15 protein-coding genes are annotated in these 16,296 nt (G+C 59.9%); 8 read left to right on the top strand and 7 right to left on the bottom strand.

Annotated features, from left to right (window positions below):
• Positions 1-36 precede the first annotated feature (36 nt).
• Both ACAM27_RS04195 and coaD read left to right on the top strand, forming a co-directional pair.
• Positions 37-1,635, top strand: coding sequence for a GMC family oxidoreductase (locus ACAM27_RS04195; protein ID WP_011786983.1), 1,599 nt, complete (start codon positions 37-39; stop codon positions 1,633-1,635).
• Between the two features lie 288 nt (positions 1,636-1,923).
• Positions 1,924-2,406 (top strand): pantetheine-phosphate adenylyltransferase, encoded by a 483-nt coding sequence (gene coaD / locus ACAM27_RS04190; RefSeq protein ID WP_014422845.1) that lies wholly within the window; start codon positions 1,924-1,926, stop codon positions 2,404-2,406.
• A 77-nt stretch (positions 2,407-2,483) separates the two neighbouring features.
• Here the strand turns inward: coaD and ACAM27_RS04185 are convergent, their stop codons facing one another.
• The 5 genes from ACAM27_RS04185 to ACAM27_RS04165 form a co-directional block, all read right to left on the bottom strand.
• Entirely contained in the window at positions 2,484-3,776 is a 1,293-nt protein-coding gene (locus tag ACAM27_RS04185; RefSeq protein WP_011786985.1) for a DUF945 family protein, read from the bottom strand.
• A 41-nt stretch (positions 3,777-3,817) separates the two neighbouring features.
• Complete coding sequence (gene ppk1 / locus ACAM27_RS04180; protein WP_011786986.1) at positions 3,818-5,956, bottom strand: polyphosphate kinase 1; 2,139 nt, start codon at positions 5,954-5,956, stop codon at positions 3,818-3,820.
• A gap of 52 nt (positions 5,957-6,008) precedes the next feature.
• On the bottom strand, positions 6,009-7,058 hold the full coding sequence (hemB, locus tag ACAM27_RS04175; protein ID WP_049756904.1) for a porphobilinogen synthase: 1,050 nt from the start codon (positions 7,056-7,058) through the stop codon (positions 6,009-6,011).
• A gap of 149 nt (positions 7,059-7,207) precedes the next feature.
• Positions 7,208-7,429, bottom strand: a complete 222-nt coding sequence (locus ACAM27_RS04170) for a hypothetical protein (RefSeq protein WP_011786988.1) — start codon at positions 7,427-7,429, stop codon at positions 7,208-7,210.
• Entirely contained in the window at positions 7,426-7,689 is a 264-nt protein-coding gene (locus ACAM27_RS04165; protein ID WP_011786989.1) for a hypothetical protein, read from the bottom strand. Before ACAM27_RS04165 ends, ACAM27_RS04170 begins: the two co-directional genes overlap by 4 nt.
• 9 nt (positions 7,690-7,698) lie before the next feature.
• Here ACAM27_RS04165 and ACAM27_RS04160 point away from each other — a divergent pair, with 9 nt between their 5' ends.
• The 4 genes from ACAM27_RS04160 to panP all read left to right on the top strand — a co-directional run bounded on the left by ACAM27_RS04160 (position 7,699) and on the right by panP (position 12,438).
• A complete protein-coding gene (locus ACAM27_RS04160) occupies positions 7,699-8,328 on the top strand; it encodes a TetR/AcrR family transcriptional regulator (RefSeq protein ID WP_011786990.1) in 630 nt (209 codons plus the stop codon).
• Between the two features lie 2 nt (positions 8,329-8,330).
• Complete coding sequence (locus tag ACAM27_RS04155) at positions 8,331-10,022, top strand: isovaleryl-CoA dehydrogenase (protein ID WP_011786991.1); 1,692 nt, start codon at positions 8,331-8,333, stop codon at positions 10,020-10,022.
• A gap of 209 nt (positions 10,023-10,231) precedes the next feature.
• Positions 10,232-10,579, top strand: a complete 348-nt coding sequence (locus ACAM27_RS04150; RefSeq protein WP_011786992.1) for a DUF503 domain-containing protein — start codon at positions 10,232-10,234, stop codon at positions 10,577-10,579.
• Positions 10,580-10,761: 182 nt separating this feature from the next.
• Entirely contained in the window at positions 10,762-12,438 is a 1,677-nt protein-coding gene (panP, locus tag ACAM27_RS04145) for a pyridoxal-dependent aspartate 1-decarboxylase PanP (RefSeq protein WP_222534050.1), read from the top strand.
• A gap of 75 nt (positions 12,439-12,513) precedes the next feature.
• Here the strand turns inward: panP and ACAM27_RS04140 are convergent, their stop codons facing one another.
• Together ACAM27_RS04140 and ACAM27_RS04135 are read right to left on the bottom strand one after the other, a co-directional pair.
• A complete protein-coding gene (locus ACAM27_RS04140; RefSeq protein WP_031210303.1) occupies positions 12,514-12,780 on the bottom strand; it encodes a hypothetical protein in 267 nt (88 codons plus the stop codon).
• Positions 12,781-12,880: 100 nt separating this feature from the next.
• A complete protein-coding gene (locus ACAM27_RS04135) occupies positions 12,881-14,446 on the bottom strand; it encodes an inorganic phosphate transporter (RefSeq protein ID WP_011786995.1) in 1,566 nt (521 codons plus the stop codon).
• A 195-nt stretch (positions 14,447-14,641) separates the two neighbouring features.
• Here ACAM27_RS04135 and ACAM27_RS04130 point away from each other — a divergent pair, with 195 nt between their 5' ends.
• Positions 14,642-15,736 (top strand): GGDEF domain-containing protein, encoded by a 1,095-nt coding sequence (locus ACAM27_RS04130; protein ID WP_022993194.1) that lies wholly within the window; start codon positions 14,642-14,644, stop codon positions 15,734-15,736.
• A gap of 67 nt (positions 15,737-15,803) precedes the next feature.
• Complete coding sequence (locus ACAM27_RS04125; protein WP_011786997.1) at positions 15,804-16,250, top strand: flavodoxin; 447 nt, start codon at positions 15,804-15,806, stop codon at positions 16,248-16,250.
• The last annotated feature ends 46 nt before the right edge of the window (positions 16,251-16,296 follow it).

The raw sequence follows: 16,296 nt of genomic DNA, 5'->3' as shown, positions 1-16,296 counted from the left end.
GAAACCCCGGATACCCATCGTATTGAGGAGCGAAGTATGTCCATGAACGATCCCATTGCCCGGGGACTGGCTGCCGGCTGGAATGTGACCGATGCCAGCAAACTGAGCGAAAACCGCACGGTAGAGGCGGATGTTGTGGTTATCGGTACCGGTGCCGGAGGTGGCACAACCGCGGAGATCCTCGCCCGTCAGGGGCTGTCCGTGATTCTGGTGGAAGAGGGTCGACTGTATTATCAGAAAGACTTCAAGATGGACGAGCTGACGTCCTATGCCAATCTGTACCAGGAAGGCATGAGCCGGGTCACCGCCGATGGCGCCATCGCGATTTTGCAGGGCCGCTGTGTCGGCGGCTCCACCACGGTAAACTGGACCAGCAGCTTCCGCACACCGGACGAAACGCTCACCTACTGGAGCCAGGAGCTCGGCCTCGAAGGACTGGCGCCGGACGCCATGGCCCCCTGGTTTGAGGGCCGTGAGCAGCGCCACAACATGGCGCCCTGGGAAACCCCACCCAACCTGAACAACGACATCCTGCGCCAGGGCTGCGAAAAGCTCGGCTACTCCTGGCAGGTAATCCCAAGAAACGTCAAAGGCTGCTGGAACAGCGGTTACTGCGGCGTAGGCTGCCCCACCAACGCCAAACAGGGGGCACTACTCACCACCATCCCGGGCGCACTGGATCACAAGGCACAGCTCTTCCACGGTCTGCGGGCAGAACGCCTGGTGATGAGTCAGGACCGGATCGACCACCTGCTCGCCTCCGCCATGGGCCCGGACGGCGTCACCCCATCCGGCGTCACGATCACCCTGAAAGCCCGGCAATTCGTGGTCGCCGCCAGCGCCATTGGCTCCCCCGGCCTGCTGCTTCGCTCGCAGTTGCCCGACCCTTACCAGCGCGTGGGCAAGCGATCCTTCATCCATCCGGTCAACGCCACCGTCGCCCGCATGCCGGCGAAAATCGACCCGTTCTACGGCGCTCCCCAGTCCATCTACTCGGACGAATTTAACTTCAAGGCAGGCACCGACGGCCCGGCAGGTTACAAACTGGAAGTACCGCCCCTACACCCGGCCATGGCAGCCGGCGTGGTACCCGGCCACGGCCAGCCACAGCGAGACAACCTGGGCCAGCTGCCCTGGATGCAATCCGTCATCGCCCTGCTGCGCGACGGCTTCCACCCGGACAGCCCGGGCGGCACAGTGTCACTCAGAGACGACGGCAACCCGGTACTGGACTACCCGATCACCGACTACCTCTGGCAAGGCTTGCGCAAGGCCTACCTGACCATGGCCGAAATCCAGTTCGCCGCCGGCGCCGAAGCCGTCCAGGCCATGCACCTGGACTCCGACTGGTACACCAGTTGGAACCAGGCCAGAGACGCCATCAACAACCTGCCCATGAAGCCCCACCGCGCCCGCCTGTTCACCGCGCACCAGATGGGCGGCTGCAGCATGGGCACTGACCCGAAAACCTCGGTAGTGAACAGTTTCGGTGAGCATCACCACATCGCCAACCTGAACATCCACGATGCCTCCATCTTCCCCACCAGTATCGGCGCCAACCCGCAGTTGTCGGTGTATGCGTTGGCAGCGAGGAACAGCTCGAGACTGGCGCAGAGGCTTGCCAACTCTGCCTGAACCGCGATTAAGAGGCCCCCTTCCAGAGAGGCAATAAGGAGTCTGAAGTAGGAGGCCGGGGCGGCCAGCACTCCAGTTGATCGCGCAGGTCGGGGGCGGGTTTCCGGGAGTCTTGAGGGCCATGGACGGCCCGAAAGAAGCGCACATGGATGTGCTTGTAGCGTCTCCCGGAAACCCGCCCCCGACCTGCGCCAGCACCAGAGTCATAAAACAGATTGTCGGCGCTCCGGACTACAGCCCCAAAGGCAATGCTGCTATCCTACGGCTCACCAACAAAAGGAGCTGTGCATGCCCAAAGTCATATATCCCGGCACCTTCGACCCCATCACCAACGGCCACACCGACCTCATCGAACGGGCCGGCCGCATGTTCGATGAAATTGTCGTCGCCGTCGCCTACAACCCGAAAAAGCAGCCACTTCTCAATCTTGAAGAACGCTGCGAACTGGTCCGCAAGGCTACCGCACACCTCCCCAACGTCAGCGTCACCGGTTTCAGCAACCTGCTCGCCGACTTCGTGCGCGAGCAAAACGCCTCCGTTATCCTGCGGGGACTGCGCGCGGTTTCTGACTTTGAATATGAATTCCAGCTTGCCGACATGAACCGCCGACTGGCGCCGGAAGTTGAGAGCGTGTTCCTGACTCCCGCCAACCACCTCTCTTACATCTCCTCCACCCTGATTCGCGAAATTGCCTCGCTGGGCGGGGACATTTCCGAGTTTGTAGACCCGGCTGTGGCAGAAGCCCTGCAACAGAAGTTCAGCGAATCCTGAGGAAAATCCGAAGGGCGTTGATGATCACCGAAGCGCAGCTGATGGCGAAGTACCAGCAGCTGGCGGGTCGTTGAGATTCAGAGCAGCGGAGGCAGGGGGATTTCCACGTCGTTTACGGTGAGTACCAGATCCTCCATCCGGCCATCCATGACCAGGCGCTCACCGTTCTGAACCAGCAGGCCCTGTTTGATCAATGGCGCCACCTGCATACGCACGGCGGGATAGTCTTCCGCAAGGGCAACCGGCATGCTGAAATTCACACTCCCGGTCAGCGCCTGCATGACCATCAACATGTTGTCACGCTGTTGATCGGAGAGCTCCGGATGGCTGATGTCCAGTGAGCCGGTAACTTCCCCTTCAGGCGTTGCCAGACTGAGCTCCCGGATCCCCATGGAAAAGCCTTCGGCAGCAAGACTGCGGAGGGCTTCGTTAAAACGCTGCATCACCGCCATCTGTTGTTCAAACGCGGCCCTCGGGTCGTCTCCGGCGGTCAAAGCCAGTGCCTGCATATCCGCCATGGCGCCACTGAAGTCATTCCAACTGGCCACATCCAGGTTCTCCAGCGCCACCTCCAACCGATGCGGCCCAAAGGCCTGATCCGCCAGAGCGGCCGATTCCAGCGACAGGGTAACCTGCGAGTCCAGGCGCTCGCCGTTCTGGCGGGCATCACTGGCGCTTTCAAGCGACATCCCGGCCAAGGTCATTGCGGGAGCCTGAGCCCCCTGCAAGGTCAGGTTATCCACGGTCATCACGCCAGCGCCGGTCCAGATATCCCCCACCAGCCATTCCATGCTCTGTTCCATATGGACGTTATCGATCGTCACATCCATTTCCGGATCGCTGAGGCGGATAGCCGGCCAGACCACCAGCAAGTCTGCCGCTTCACCAAGACGCCCAACATCAATCCGCACCAGACCGCCACTGCTCTTGAGTGAGGTCTCCCGCTCCGGGTTATCAATGTCCATCACCGGTGCTGTCAGCTCAAGCGTGGCGCTGCCCCAGAGCCGGGTTTCCAGCGTCAGACTGGGCTCATCGTCCGGAAACCAGTCAGCACCCTCTGGCTGCCACCCCTGGCGCGGGCGGAAATCCATCAGGCTGCCGGTGACGCCATGGGACACCTGGATTTCGATCGCTATGGTGTGAGAATCCCCGGTCTCAGGATCTCTCAGGGTCACGGTAGCGGATACCTCGGAACCAAGCACACCACGACGATACTGCTCGGTCTCAAGATTCAGAAAGGGCTGGGCCCGGTTTACTTCCAGTGTTGCTTCACGCCAGTGCTGCTCGGTGACATAGCCCACACCCCAGGGAGCACCGCCAGCCACCAGCAGTACGGCCAGACCGGCCAGCGTCCATTTTTTCAGTTTCAAGGTATCCGTCCTGTGTTTTTTTCGGTGCCGGCCCACCGGCCTCAGTTGGGTTTGCCGGTCAGGCGCTCCAGCAGGACCAGCTGTGATGCCAGTCGCTCTTCGCCTTCCCCGGGCTGATTCTGAATGTAACTGCCATCGGGCTGCAACACCCAGGCCTGGCAATTGTCCGCCAGATAGGTATCCAGATCTTCCCGCAGGCGTGCAATCAGCGCGGGCTCCTCAACCGGGAACGCGGTTTCGACCCGGTGCAGCAGATTACGCTCCATGCCATCAGCACTGGAACAATACACCTCCGGCCGGCCACTATTACCGAAATAGTACACCCGCGTGTGCTCCAGGAAGCGGCCGATCACCGAACGCACCCGGATATTGTCCGAGAGTCCCGGCACTTCCGGACGCAGGCAGCAGATGCCACGGATGATCAGATCAATCTTGACCCCGGCCTGGGAGGCCCGATACAGGGCCTTGATCATCTGCGGCTCGGTCAGGGCATTGAACTTGAAGATAATCCGCCCCTGCTCACCATAGCTGGCCTCTCGTTCGATCAGACTGATCAGACGGTTGTGTAAGGTAAACGGCGCATGAAACAGCTTTTTGATCTTCAACGCCTTGCCCATGCCGGTCAACTGCTGGAACAGCTTGTTGACGTCGTCGCCTATGGACTCGTCACAGGTCATGAAACTGTAGTCGGTGTACAGGCGTGCGTTCCCGGCATGGTAATTACCGGTGCCCAGATGCACGTAGCGCCGCAGGCGGCCTTCTTCCCGGCGGACAATCAGGATCATCTTGGCGTGGGTTTTGTACCCGACCACACCGTAAACCACGATCACGCCGGCTTCCTGCAGCCGACTGGCCAACTCCAGGTTCTCGGCCTCGCTGAAACGGGCTCTCAGTTCGATAACCGCCGTCACTTCCTTGCCTCGACGCGCGGCATCGGCCAGGGCCTCGACAATTTCCGAGTCGGCACCGGTGCGATAAAGCGTCTGGCGAATGGCCAGCACCTGTGGATCCTTGGCTGCCTGGCGCAGCAGGTCCACTACCGGGCTGAAGTTTTCATAGGGATGTAACAGCAGCAGGGGCCGTTTGCGAATGGCATCGAACATGGATTCCTTGCTGCGAATCTGGCGCGGAATCGACGGCGAGAAGCTGGAATAGGTCAGGTCTGGGCGGTCCACCAGGCCACCCACCGCCATCAGGCGGGTCAGGTTTACCGGGCCGTGGACCTGGTAGAGATCCCGCTCGGTCAGGCCGAACTCCCGGAGCAGGAACTGCACCAGCTCTTCCGGGCAGTTATCCGCCACCTCAAGGCGAACGCCATCGCCAAACCGACGGCTCAGCAGCTCGCCGCGCAGGGCCGAGGCCAGGTCTTCCAGATCGTCTTCAAGCTCAAGGTCCGCGTTCCGGGTCAGCCGGAACTGATAGCAGCCCTTCACTTCCATCCCCGGGAACAGCTCATCAGCATGGGCGTGAATCATGGACGACAGGAACACCAGGTTGTCACCACCCTCGCACACCTCATCCGGCAAGCGCACCAGGCGCGGCAGGGAGCGAGGCGCGGGCACAATCGCCATCCCGGTCTCACGACCAAAGGCATCCTTGCCGTCCAGCTCAACGATGAAGTTCAGGCTCTTGTTCACCAGGCGGGGGAACGGGTGTGATGGGTCCAGCCCGATCGGGCTGACCACCGGCAGAATTTCCTCGTCAAAGTAATTGCGCACCCACTCGGCCTGGGCCGGTGTCCACTCGCGGCGCCGGACAAAATGGATGTTCTCCTGCTCCAGCTCCGGAATCAGGACATTATTGAGAATATCGTACTGTTCGTGGATATAGTCGTGGGCAACGCGGCTGATCTCCGCCAGCACCTGTTCCGGCAACATGCCGTCGACACCCACCGTTTCGCGGCCATACTTCATCTGCTGGCGCAGGCCCGCCACCCGGATTTCAAAGAACTCATCCATGTTACTGCTGAAAATGCAGCAGAAGATCAGACGATTGATCAGAGGATGCGTGGTATCCAGCGCCTGCTTCAACACCCGGTAATTGAACTGCAGCTGGCTCAGTTCGCGGTTGAAGTAGTTCTCGCTGGCATCCAGATTCACTTCCTCACCAACGGGAGGAAGATCCACCGGCGCCGGGACGCTCTGTTCACTGCCTGGCTCTGTCACGGTTTCGCTTGTCATTGCTCTTTATATCCATCGTTGAGGCGGGCTTCGGCCACCAGCCGCTGCCCGGTTATGATCGCTGTCGTTCCCGCATCAGTCTGGCGGCGCGCACGGCGAAATAGGTCAGAATGCCATCGGCACCGGCACGACGCATCGCCATCAGGCTCTCCATCATGACCGCATCGCCATCCAGCCAGCCGTTTTGAGCTGCGGCCATATGCATGGCGTATTCGCCACTGACCTGGTACACAAACGTTGGCACCTGCAGTTCGGTTTTCACCCGGCGCACGATATCCAGATAAGGCATGCCCGGCTTGATCATCACCATATCGGCGCCTTCAGCCAGATCCATGGCCACCTCATGAATGGCCTCATCACTGTTGGCCGGGTCCATCTGATAGGTGGCTTTGTTACCCTTGCCGAGGTTGGCAGCCGAGCCGACCGCATCCCGGAACGGACCGTAATAACTGGACGCATACTTGGCAGAGTAGGCCAGAATCCGGGTGTTCACATAGCCTGCCCCCTCCAGGGCTTCACGAATGGCCGCCACCCGACCATCCATCATGTCAGAGGGTGCCACCACATCGGCACCGGCATCGGCATGGGACAGTGCCTGATTGACCAGCGCTTCAACCGTGACATCGTTCAGCACATAGCCATCGTTGTCGATAATGCCGTCCTGCCCATGGGTGGTGAACGGATCCAGCGCCACATCGGTAATCACCCCCAGTTCCGGATGCGCCTTTTTCAGGGCACGAACCGCCCTCTGGGCCAGGCCATCAGAATCCCACGCGCCGGAGCCGGACAGGTTCTTTTTCTCCGCCGGCACTACCGGGAACAGCGCCACGGCTGGAATACCGAGCTCTACCAGTTCCGCCGCCTGCTCCACCAGCAGATCGACGCTCAGGCGCTCGACACCCGGCATGGAGGGTACGGATTCACGCTGATTCTCGCCTTCAAGCACAAACACCGGGAAAATCAGGTTATCGGGTGACAACTGGTTCTCCCGAACCAGACGACGGGAAAAATCACTGGCACGATTGCGACGCAAACGGGTGAACGGATAGGCTCGACTGGAGTGCGCAAGACGCGGCTTCGACACGGATAACCTCCTGAACATGGATGGCCTTGGAAAGTGATGACATCATACACCCCAGAAGCCGCCCGTTGCAGGCCTGAGCCGAGTGTGCCGTTGACAGATGACAAAGAGATGACAGATAAACGGAGTTGCCGGGGCAACGGAAGCCGCTGCCCGGCGAGGAAACGCCATCAGAGGGAGCGGTTGTTGAACCCGATCTCCACCTTGCGCGGGGTATCAGAACGGAAGGTGGTGTCCACCTCCTGTATCTTTCCGCCGCCTTGCAGGAAGGCCTCAATATCTGCCTGCAACTGGGCCCGGACCCGGGCACGGCCGGCAATGGAATGGTTATCGTCGCTGTCGCTGGTCCAGTTGCTGGACTGCTCCAGATTGCTTTCGTCGAATTCACTCATGGTTTATCTCCATCAACGAAAACAGCTTTACGGGTGGCCAGATGCTCTGGAAGACGCACCCCGTCTCGACTGCCGGCCATCTGACGGCCCGTCTTGGCGTCTTTATAATCCGCTTTCACGACCGATGCTATTTCCTGACAACCACTTTTTTGTAATTTTTTGTAATCGGAGATAACCCATTGTTTTAAAAGATCAGATAACAGCCTTTTAACGGCACATATAATTGACACAAAGAATGAATATTGATTCAATGCTTGCAAGGAGCCGGCATGGCCTACCGCGAAACTGAAAAAATGCGCCAGCGCAAAGCCGAAGCGCGGAAAAAGATCATTGAATGCACCTGGGAGTGCGTATCCGAAGGCGGTTTCCGCAGCGCACGCATTACCCGCATCGCGGGACTGGCCGGCGTTGCCACAGGCACCATCTACCGCCACTTCGAGTCACGGGAGGACCTGTTTGCGGAAATCTTTCGCCTGGCCACCCAACGTGAAGTCGACAAGGTCGCCGAAGCACTCGCGGTAGACGGTAGTGCGGTTGAACGCCTGGACAACGCTCTGCGTCAGTTCGCCCGCCGGGCACTGAAAGGCCCGATGAAAGCCTGGGCACTGATTGCCGAGCCGGTAGACCCGAAAGTCGAAGAAGAGCGGCTGGTGTACCGCAAAGCCTACGCCAACCTGTTTGAACAAGCGATCCGGAGCGGCATAACCGAAGGCTGCATACCGGATCAGGATGCCCGCCTTACCAGCACCTGCCTGGTTGGCGCCATCTCGGAATCCCTGGTGGGGCCGCTGTCACCGACCCAGACAGAAACACCACCGGGACACGACAACAACGAAGATGAGCTGGTCGACACCATCGTTTGCTTCTGCCTACGGGGGTTAACCGGCACCAGGAGCTAACCATGAACAGCCCGCAGCGCAAGACCGAGTCCAACGCCGACAGCCACTATCTGTCAGCCACTCACGAGGTCATCAACCAGCCCCGACCGCTGGAAAACTATAACCTCTACGAACAGGACAGCGCGCTCCGGGAAGCCGTATTGCGAGAAGGCGCCGGCCACGCCAGCGAAGACCTCAGCCGCTTCGGCGCCTGGGCCGGCAAGGCCGACACCATCGAGCTGGGCAACCTGGCGAACGCCAACAAACCCAGCTTTCGTACCCACGACCGCTACGGCCACCGGGTAGACGAAGTCACCTTCCACCCGGCCTACCATGAACTCATGCGCGTGGCCTTGGAAAACGGCCTGCACAGCTCCCCCTGGACCAACCCGGGCAAAGGCGCCCACGTGGCCCGGGCCGCCAAGTATTACCTGCACTCCCAGGTGGAAGCCGCTCACTGTTGCCCGGTCACCATGACCTTCGCGGCCATCCCATCCATCCAGAACCAGCCAGACCTGGCCAAACTCTGGGCCCCGAAAATCCTGGCCAACGAATACGACAGTCGCAACGTGCCAGACGGCGACAAAACCTCCGTCACCATCGGCATGGCCATGACCGAAAAACAGGGTGGCAGCGACGTGCGCGCCAACACCACCGTGGCCTACCCGACAGGACGGGAAGGTCCCGGACAGGCCTACGAACTGGTCGGCCACAAATGGTTCGTTTCCGCCCCCATGTGCGACGCCTTCCTGGTACTGGCCCAGACCACCAATGGCCTGTCCTGCTTCCTGATGCCCAGATGGCGCCCGGATGGCAGCAAGAACCCCTGGCAGGTACAGCAACTCAAGAACAAAATGGGTAACGTTGCCAACGCCTCCAGCGAAGTGGAAATCCGCGGTGCGCTGGCATGGATGGTGGGCGAGGAAGGCCGCGGCGTCAGAACCATCATCGAAATGGTCGCCATGACCCGCTTCGACTGCATGATTGGCAGCGCCGCCGGCATGCGCCAGGCCGTGGCACAGGCGACGCACCACTGCCACAACCGCAGCGCCTTCGGCGCAACCCTCAGCGACCAGCCGCTGATGCAGAACGTCCTGGCCGACCTGATCATCGAAAACGAAGCCGCCCTCGCCTACACCATGCGCGTCGCACGGGCCATGGACAACCAGAACAACGAACACGAACGCCTGCTGGCCCGCCTGGCCACCCCCGTCGGCAAATACTGGATCTGCAAACGCACCCCCAACCACGCCTACGAAGCCATGGAATGCATCGGCGGCAGCGGCGTGATGGAAGACTGCATCATGCCCCGCCTGTTCCGGGAATCGCCGGTCAACGCCATCTGGGAAGGCAGCGGCAACGTCCAGTGCCTGGACACCCTGCGCGCCCTTCAGAAAGAACCCGAAACCCTCGACGCCTTCTTCAAAGAAACGGCCGAAGCCCGTGGCACCGACCGCCGCTTCGACCAGTACCTGGCACAACTGCAACACGACTTCGCCGACATCAGCGATTTCCAGTACCGGGCCCGCAACCTGGTCGATCGCATGGCCCTGGCCATGCAGGGCTCCCTGCTGCTGCGCTTTGGCGACAAAGACGTCGCCGACGCATTCTGCGCCTCACGCCTGCAAAGCGGCGGTGGCATGAACTACGGCAACCTGCCCTCCGGCACCAACCCGGCGGCGATTATCAAACGGGGGACGCCTGTAGTAGGCTAGAGGAAACTCAGTCCGCTAGGCGCACCAGTAAGATGCCAGCAGACTGACAAGACTCCCCTTGCGAGGTTTGTGAACCGGCGGGGGATGGCTTTCCAAAAATTTGCGGAGCCAGGGATGGCGGAGCAGAAGCGCCACAAGGATGTGCCGAAGGAGCGGTTTTTGGAAAGCCATCCCCCGCCGGTTCCTGCACCAACACGCGGTATCGGACCATGTCAGAAGCCCTTAGAAAACTGCTGAAAGAAGGCAAAACCCCACAACAGCACCAGGATATTACCCCCCACGTAGGCGTCCTCACCCTGCACTTCCAGCTCTACGGCTGCGAAGACCTGAAAGCCAAACGCAAAGCCTTCACCGCCATGAAGGCCATCTGGGGCAGAGAACCCGACCTCGCCGTCGCCGAAACCGCCGACCAGGAAGCCCTCGACTGTGCCACCTGGACCATCGCCGCCCTGGGCGCCAGCGCCCAGCAGATCACCCAGCGCCTTGACCAGGTGGAAAAAGACATCCAGGACCGCATCGACGCCGCCATCCTGGATGTACACCGGGAAATCCTCTAACCCGGACCAGTGGCCCGCCAGGCATGGCGTCATTGCCTGACAGGTCTTATACTACGCAGCCTCAGGGAACCAATGCCCCGCTTGGCGGCTGGCAGACATTTTTCGCAACCGGGCCACGCCCGGCTCCATCCGACGGGTTTCCGGAACCAACCCATCGGATACCACTGAATGTGTGTGGTGCTATGACCGGAAAGAAAAAATCCGCCCAGGCCTCATTAGAGGCAATGTATCGCGTGTTCACGGTGCCCGAAGCGCCGGAGTCGACCCTGAGCCGGATCGACCAGGACATCTCCCGTAACCTGGCCGGATTCCTCCAGGAGCACATCGTCGCCATCGAACGGGACCTGTCCGAAGTCGAGAAAGACTTCTCCGACTACGTCATCCCGGAGAAACCTGTTTTTGTCTCCGAGCAGACCCAGTTCCTGCTCGACAAACTGGTGGCCAACTCCGTTCATACCGCGTCACCCGCCTTCATCGGCCACATGACCTCGGCACTGCCCTACTTCATGCTGCCGCTGTCGAAGATCATGATCGCCCTGAACCAGAACCTGGTGAAAACCGAAACCTCCAAAGCGTTCACGCCCATGGAACGCCAGGTACTGGGCCAGATACACCGGCTGGTGTACCAGGAAGACGGTTCTTTCTATCGTAAATGGATGCACGATCCCCGGCACGCCCTGGGCGCCATGTGTTCCGGCGGGACGGTCGCCAACCTCACCGCCCTGTGGGTGGCTCGTAACCGTGCCTTCCCCGCTGAAGGCAGCTTCCGCGGTCTGCACGAAGAAGGCCTGTTCCGCGCCCTGAAATACTACGGCCATGAAGGCGCCGCCATCGTCGTGTCCAAACGCGGCCACTACTCCCTGCGCAAAGCCGCCGACGTCCTCGGTCTTGGCCGGGACGCCCTGGTGCCAGTGGAAACCGACGAGTTCAACCGCATCCAGACGGACGCCCTGCGCGACAAATGCCTGGAGCTGCAGAAGCAGAAGATCAAGATCATGGCCATCTGCGGCGTGGCCGGCACCACCGAAACCGGCAACGTCGACCCACTGGACGCCATGGCCGACATCGCCCGGGAATTCGGCGCCCACTTCCACGTCGACGCCGCCTGGGGCGGGCCAACCCTGTTCTCACGCACACACCGGCACCTGCTGCGCGGCATCGAAAAGGCCGACTCGGTCACCTTCGACGCCCACAAACAGCTTTACGTACCCATGGGTGCCGGCCTGGTGGTCTTCAAAGACCCCAGCCTCGCCAGCGCGGTAGAGCACCACGCCCAGTACATCATCCGGAAAGGTTCCCGGGACCTCGGCAGCACCACCCTGGAGGGCTCACGGCCGGGCATGTCCATGCTGATCCACTCCGGCCTGAAAATACTCGCCCGGGAAGGCTACGAAATCCTGATCGATCAGGGCATCGAAAAAGCCCGCACCTTCGCCGAGATGATTGACGAACAACCGGATTTCGAACTGGTCACCCGCCCGGAACTGAACATCCTGACCTACCGCTATTGCCCGGAAGATGTACGCCAGGCACTGGCCATGGCCGATGAGCTGCAGGCAGAAAAGATGAATACCTGCCTGAACCGCATCACCAAGTTCATCCAGAAAACCCAACGGGAACGCGGCAAAGCCTTCGTCTCCCGAACCCGGCTGGAGCCAGCCCGTTACTATCACTTCCCGTGCATTGTGTTCCGGGTGGTTCTGGCCAACCCGTTAACAACGCCGGATATTCTGGAAGATATTCTCAGGGAGCAGAGGGAACTGTCGAAGGAAGATGGGATTGCCGATGAAATCGGCATCCTGCACCAGATGGCTGCGGCGGTTTTGAAGCAGAACCAGAAAGAAGCCCGACAGGCCTAGTGCTTCCGGAATACAGCTCCGCGGCGTGGGGCGGGGCGGGGCTTGTGGGAGCCCCAACCTACTCCAAAGCCAGAATCAGTAAAGCGCCTCTTCGTCATCCAGCACCTCGTGCAGGATTTCCAGAAACATCTTGTCGGCCTCACTCCAGCTCTCCGGAATCCGGATCGTGGTATTGGCACTGATCTCACGAGCCATCAGCTCATCGGCATTGGCCTCGCCCTTGTACTTGCGGGCAATCTCCATGGATTTCACGGCAATCGTCGGATCGCTCATCACTTTCTTGATGAACACCCGCAACTCTTCAATCATCCGCGCCTGACGGCTCTCGACAGATGAACTCATGCTGTACTCCCCGAATATGGATAGCGACAGGCCACGCCTGCCGGATGCATTGCCTATAGTATGGACAAAGCGCGGGGCCATCACCAGCCCCGCACAACGGTCAGACCATCAGGCCACGCAGGGTAAAGAACAGGAACGCCGCCATAATCGCTGACGCCGGCACGGTAATGATCCAGGCCGCGGCAATCTTTACCAGATGGGAGCGCTTGACCATCTCCTCGCGGTAAATCTTCTTCAGGCGCTTGCGCTCCGACTTGGACAAAGGCACCTGCTGCTTTTTCTTCTTCGCCTGCTTCAGCAGCTTCTCCATTTCCTCCACAGAGGCATTACGGAAATCATCCAGGAACGGCTTGAGGCGCTCCTGATCGGTCGGGTCATGCTGTTCGATGATTTTGTGCAACTGGGTCGCGTAGTTGGATTTCAGGTACTCACGCAGGAAGCCGACACCGAAAACGCCGCCAATGGCAATGTGGGTGGAACTGACCGGCAGGCCAAGCTGGGAAGCCAGAATCACCGTCAGTGCCGCAGACAGTGCAATACAGAAAGCCCGGGTCTTATCAAGCTCAGTAATCTCGGAACCCACGGTTTTAATCAGGCGCGGGCCGAACAGCATCAGCCCGACCGCCAGCCCCAGGGCACCGACCAGCATCACCCAAAGCGGGATCTTCGCTGAGGTAACCACACCACCACCGGCCTGAATGGCATCATTGATGGCCGCCAAAGGGCCAATGGCATTGGCCACGTCGTTGGCGCCGTGGGCAAAGCTCAGCAGGGCCGCGGCGAAGATCAACGGCCAGGTGAACAGGGTATTCACCCCCTGCGCACTGTTTTCCATGGTCGAGGCTTTGCGGCCCACCAGGGTCCGCATCACGAAAAACACTACCCCCGCCACAATCAGGCCGATCACCGAGGCTTCCACCATATCCACTTTGACGATCTTCTTGACGCCCTTGATCATCAGATAGGTGGCAAAGGCCCAGGCCATAATCGCCACCAGCCAGGGCACAAAGGTACGGGCAGAAGACACCAGATTCTGGCGGTAAAGTACGGTTTTCTTGATTGCGAACAGGAACAACGCCGCCAGGGCACCGCCCAGCACCGGCGAGATCACCCAGCTTGCAGCAATTTTGCCCATCACCGCCCAATCGGCAATGGCCCAGCCCCCGGCCGCAATACCGGCCCCCAGGACACCGCCAACGATTGAGTGGGTGGTTGAAACCGGCGCACCCATCCAGGTGGCCAGGTTCAGCCACAGGGCGCCAGCCAGCAGGGCCGCCGTCATTAACCAGACAAAGGCGCGCGGATCTTCCAGGCTAGTCGGATCAATAATTCCGCCCTTGATGGTCGACACGACATCGCCACCGGCGATCAACGCGCCGGCCGCCTCGAATACCGCAGCAAGAAGAACGGCAGCCCCCAGCGACAAGGCGCCGGAGCCCACCGCCGGGCCGACATTGTTGGCCACATCGTTGGCCCCGATATTGATCGCCATATAGCCCCCGATAACGGCGGCGGCCATCAATAACATGGCGTTAGGCAGGCCCTGGCTGAAGGAGCCAACCACAAGCCAGACACAAAGAAGGAAAAGTACGCTAAGTCCGACCCTGTACCGTTCCGTGGAGGGGCTGGTGAGAAGGTTATCCAGAAAGCTGCTGGAACGGGCCATACCAATTGATTCTCTTGTCTTGTGGACAGAAGGGGTTTCGGCAGTATTCGCCGGGGGCAAACTATAAATTTTTTGCCATCAAATTGAAACAAATCCCGGTTGATGGCCCCCTTCACAATCCTGATAGTTAATGCTGCAATTCAGATGGTTTTTGACGCATAATTCCGGAAAATATGTCAAAAAGAACAACAGTTAATGACGAATACCAGCCAAATCCAGTCCAGCGAGCATGAAGAGCTGCAGATCTCCCGGCTGCTCAATGGCCTGTCAGCCATGGCGGTCCTGTTCCTGGCCGGTATCGGTGCCAAGGCGTGGTATGCCGAGCATTATATGCACGCATGGGTGCTCTGGGCATTTGTTGTTCCAATTGTCGCCAATATAGGCTGGTACGCTTGGCGCCGGGATCGAACGGTACAGAAAAGGGGACTGCTGGTCATTGTCGGCCTGCTGTTTACCTACCTGATTGCCTCCGGCGGCGAGGGCAACACGGGCCCACTCTGGTTCTATGTGTTCCCACCGTTGCTGTTCTACCTGACCAGCCTCAAGGGTGGCACCGCCATCCTGCTGTTCTGCTACCTGCTTGCCGTTCTGGTTTTTCAGTTTCCCGATATGCCCGGCGTCAGTGCCGAATACAGTACCGACTTCAAGATCCGTTTCTTCGCCACGCTTACCTTTGAGTCAATCTTCTGTTTCGTGCTGGAAGCCGGACGTTTACGGGCCCGCAACAAACTGGTGGCACTGGCCCAGGCCCACGAACACGCTGCCCGCACCGACGAACTGACCGGGCTGGCCAACCGGCGGGACATGCAGGGCCGTCTGAACACCGAATTCTCGCGGTTCGAGCGCTCCGGCCACCATTTTTCCGTTGTGCTGATCGATCTGGATCTGTTCAAACGCATTAACGATGATTTCGGCCATGATGCCGGCGACGAGGTCTTGCGCCAGTTCGCCGATCTGGTCCGGCAAATGGTCCGCCAGTCGGATGTGGCTGCCCGCTGGGGCGGCGAAGAGTTTCTGCTGCTACTGCCCGACACCACCTTGCTGCAGGCCCTCACACTGGCTGAGCGCCTGCGCGCCGAAGTGGCGGCCACCCGTTTTCACCACCGGGAACAGACCCTGCCGGTCACCATCAGTGCCGGGGTATGCTCGATTTCCAAATCCGGATCGATCAACGAATTACTCAAGCAAGCAGATGTGCAGCTCTACAACGCCAAGGAGAGCGGTCGGAATCGAATTTCACCCCGGGTAAGGAGCCAGGACACCGGGTCCAGCCCTCAGACGCCGGCTTGAGCCGAACCCGCCACGCCATTACTATCTGCTCCCGAATATTCCCACCCCACCAACACAGGCAGTGGTCATGGCAGCAATCCGCATTCTAACCGGCAGCGTTTACGGGGGCGCCCTGCTGACAGCGCGCCGTATCAAGCAGGAACTGGAACCCGAAGGGCATACCGTCACGGTTCTGGAGAATCCAACTCTGGCCGATATCAGCGACAACCACGATGCCTTGCTGGTATGCACCTCCACCACCGGCCAGGGAGAAGTCCCTGCCAACCTGTTACCGTTTTATCTGGATTTGCGCGAACAACTTCCCCAACAACCCGGCCGCCCCTTTGGCGTGATCGTGCTGGGCGACAGCTCCTACGGCGATACCTTTTGCGGTGCCGGAGATCTGATGGAAGAGGCGCTTTATGAAACCGGCGCCCGCAAGGTCGGTGACACTCTGCGGATTGATGCGCTGGAAACTCTGGAGCCGGAGGCCGAGGCCCTGCCCTGGGTACGGAACTGGATTAACGGCATTTGACCAATAATTACACAAGTTACCAAAAGTCTGCCGGTTACGACTTGAG

It is taken from the genome of Marinobacter sp. RI1, assembly GCF_041155085.1.
In the GTDB taxonomy this organism is placed as follows: domain Bacteria; phylum Pseudomonadota; class Gammaproteobacteria; order Pseudomonadales; family Oleiphilaceae; genus Marinobacter; species Marinobacter nauticus.
Note: the sequence above shows the minus strand (reverse complement) of the source record. Positions and strands in the feature narration are given on the sequence as shown.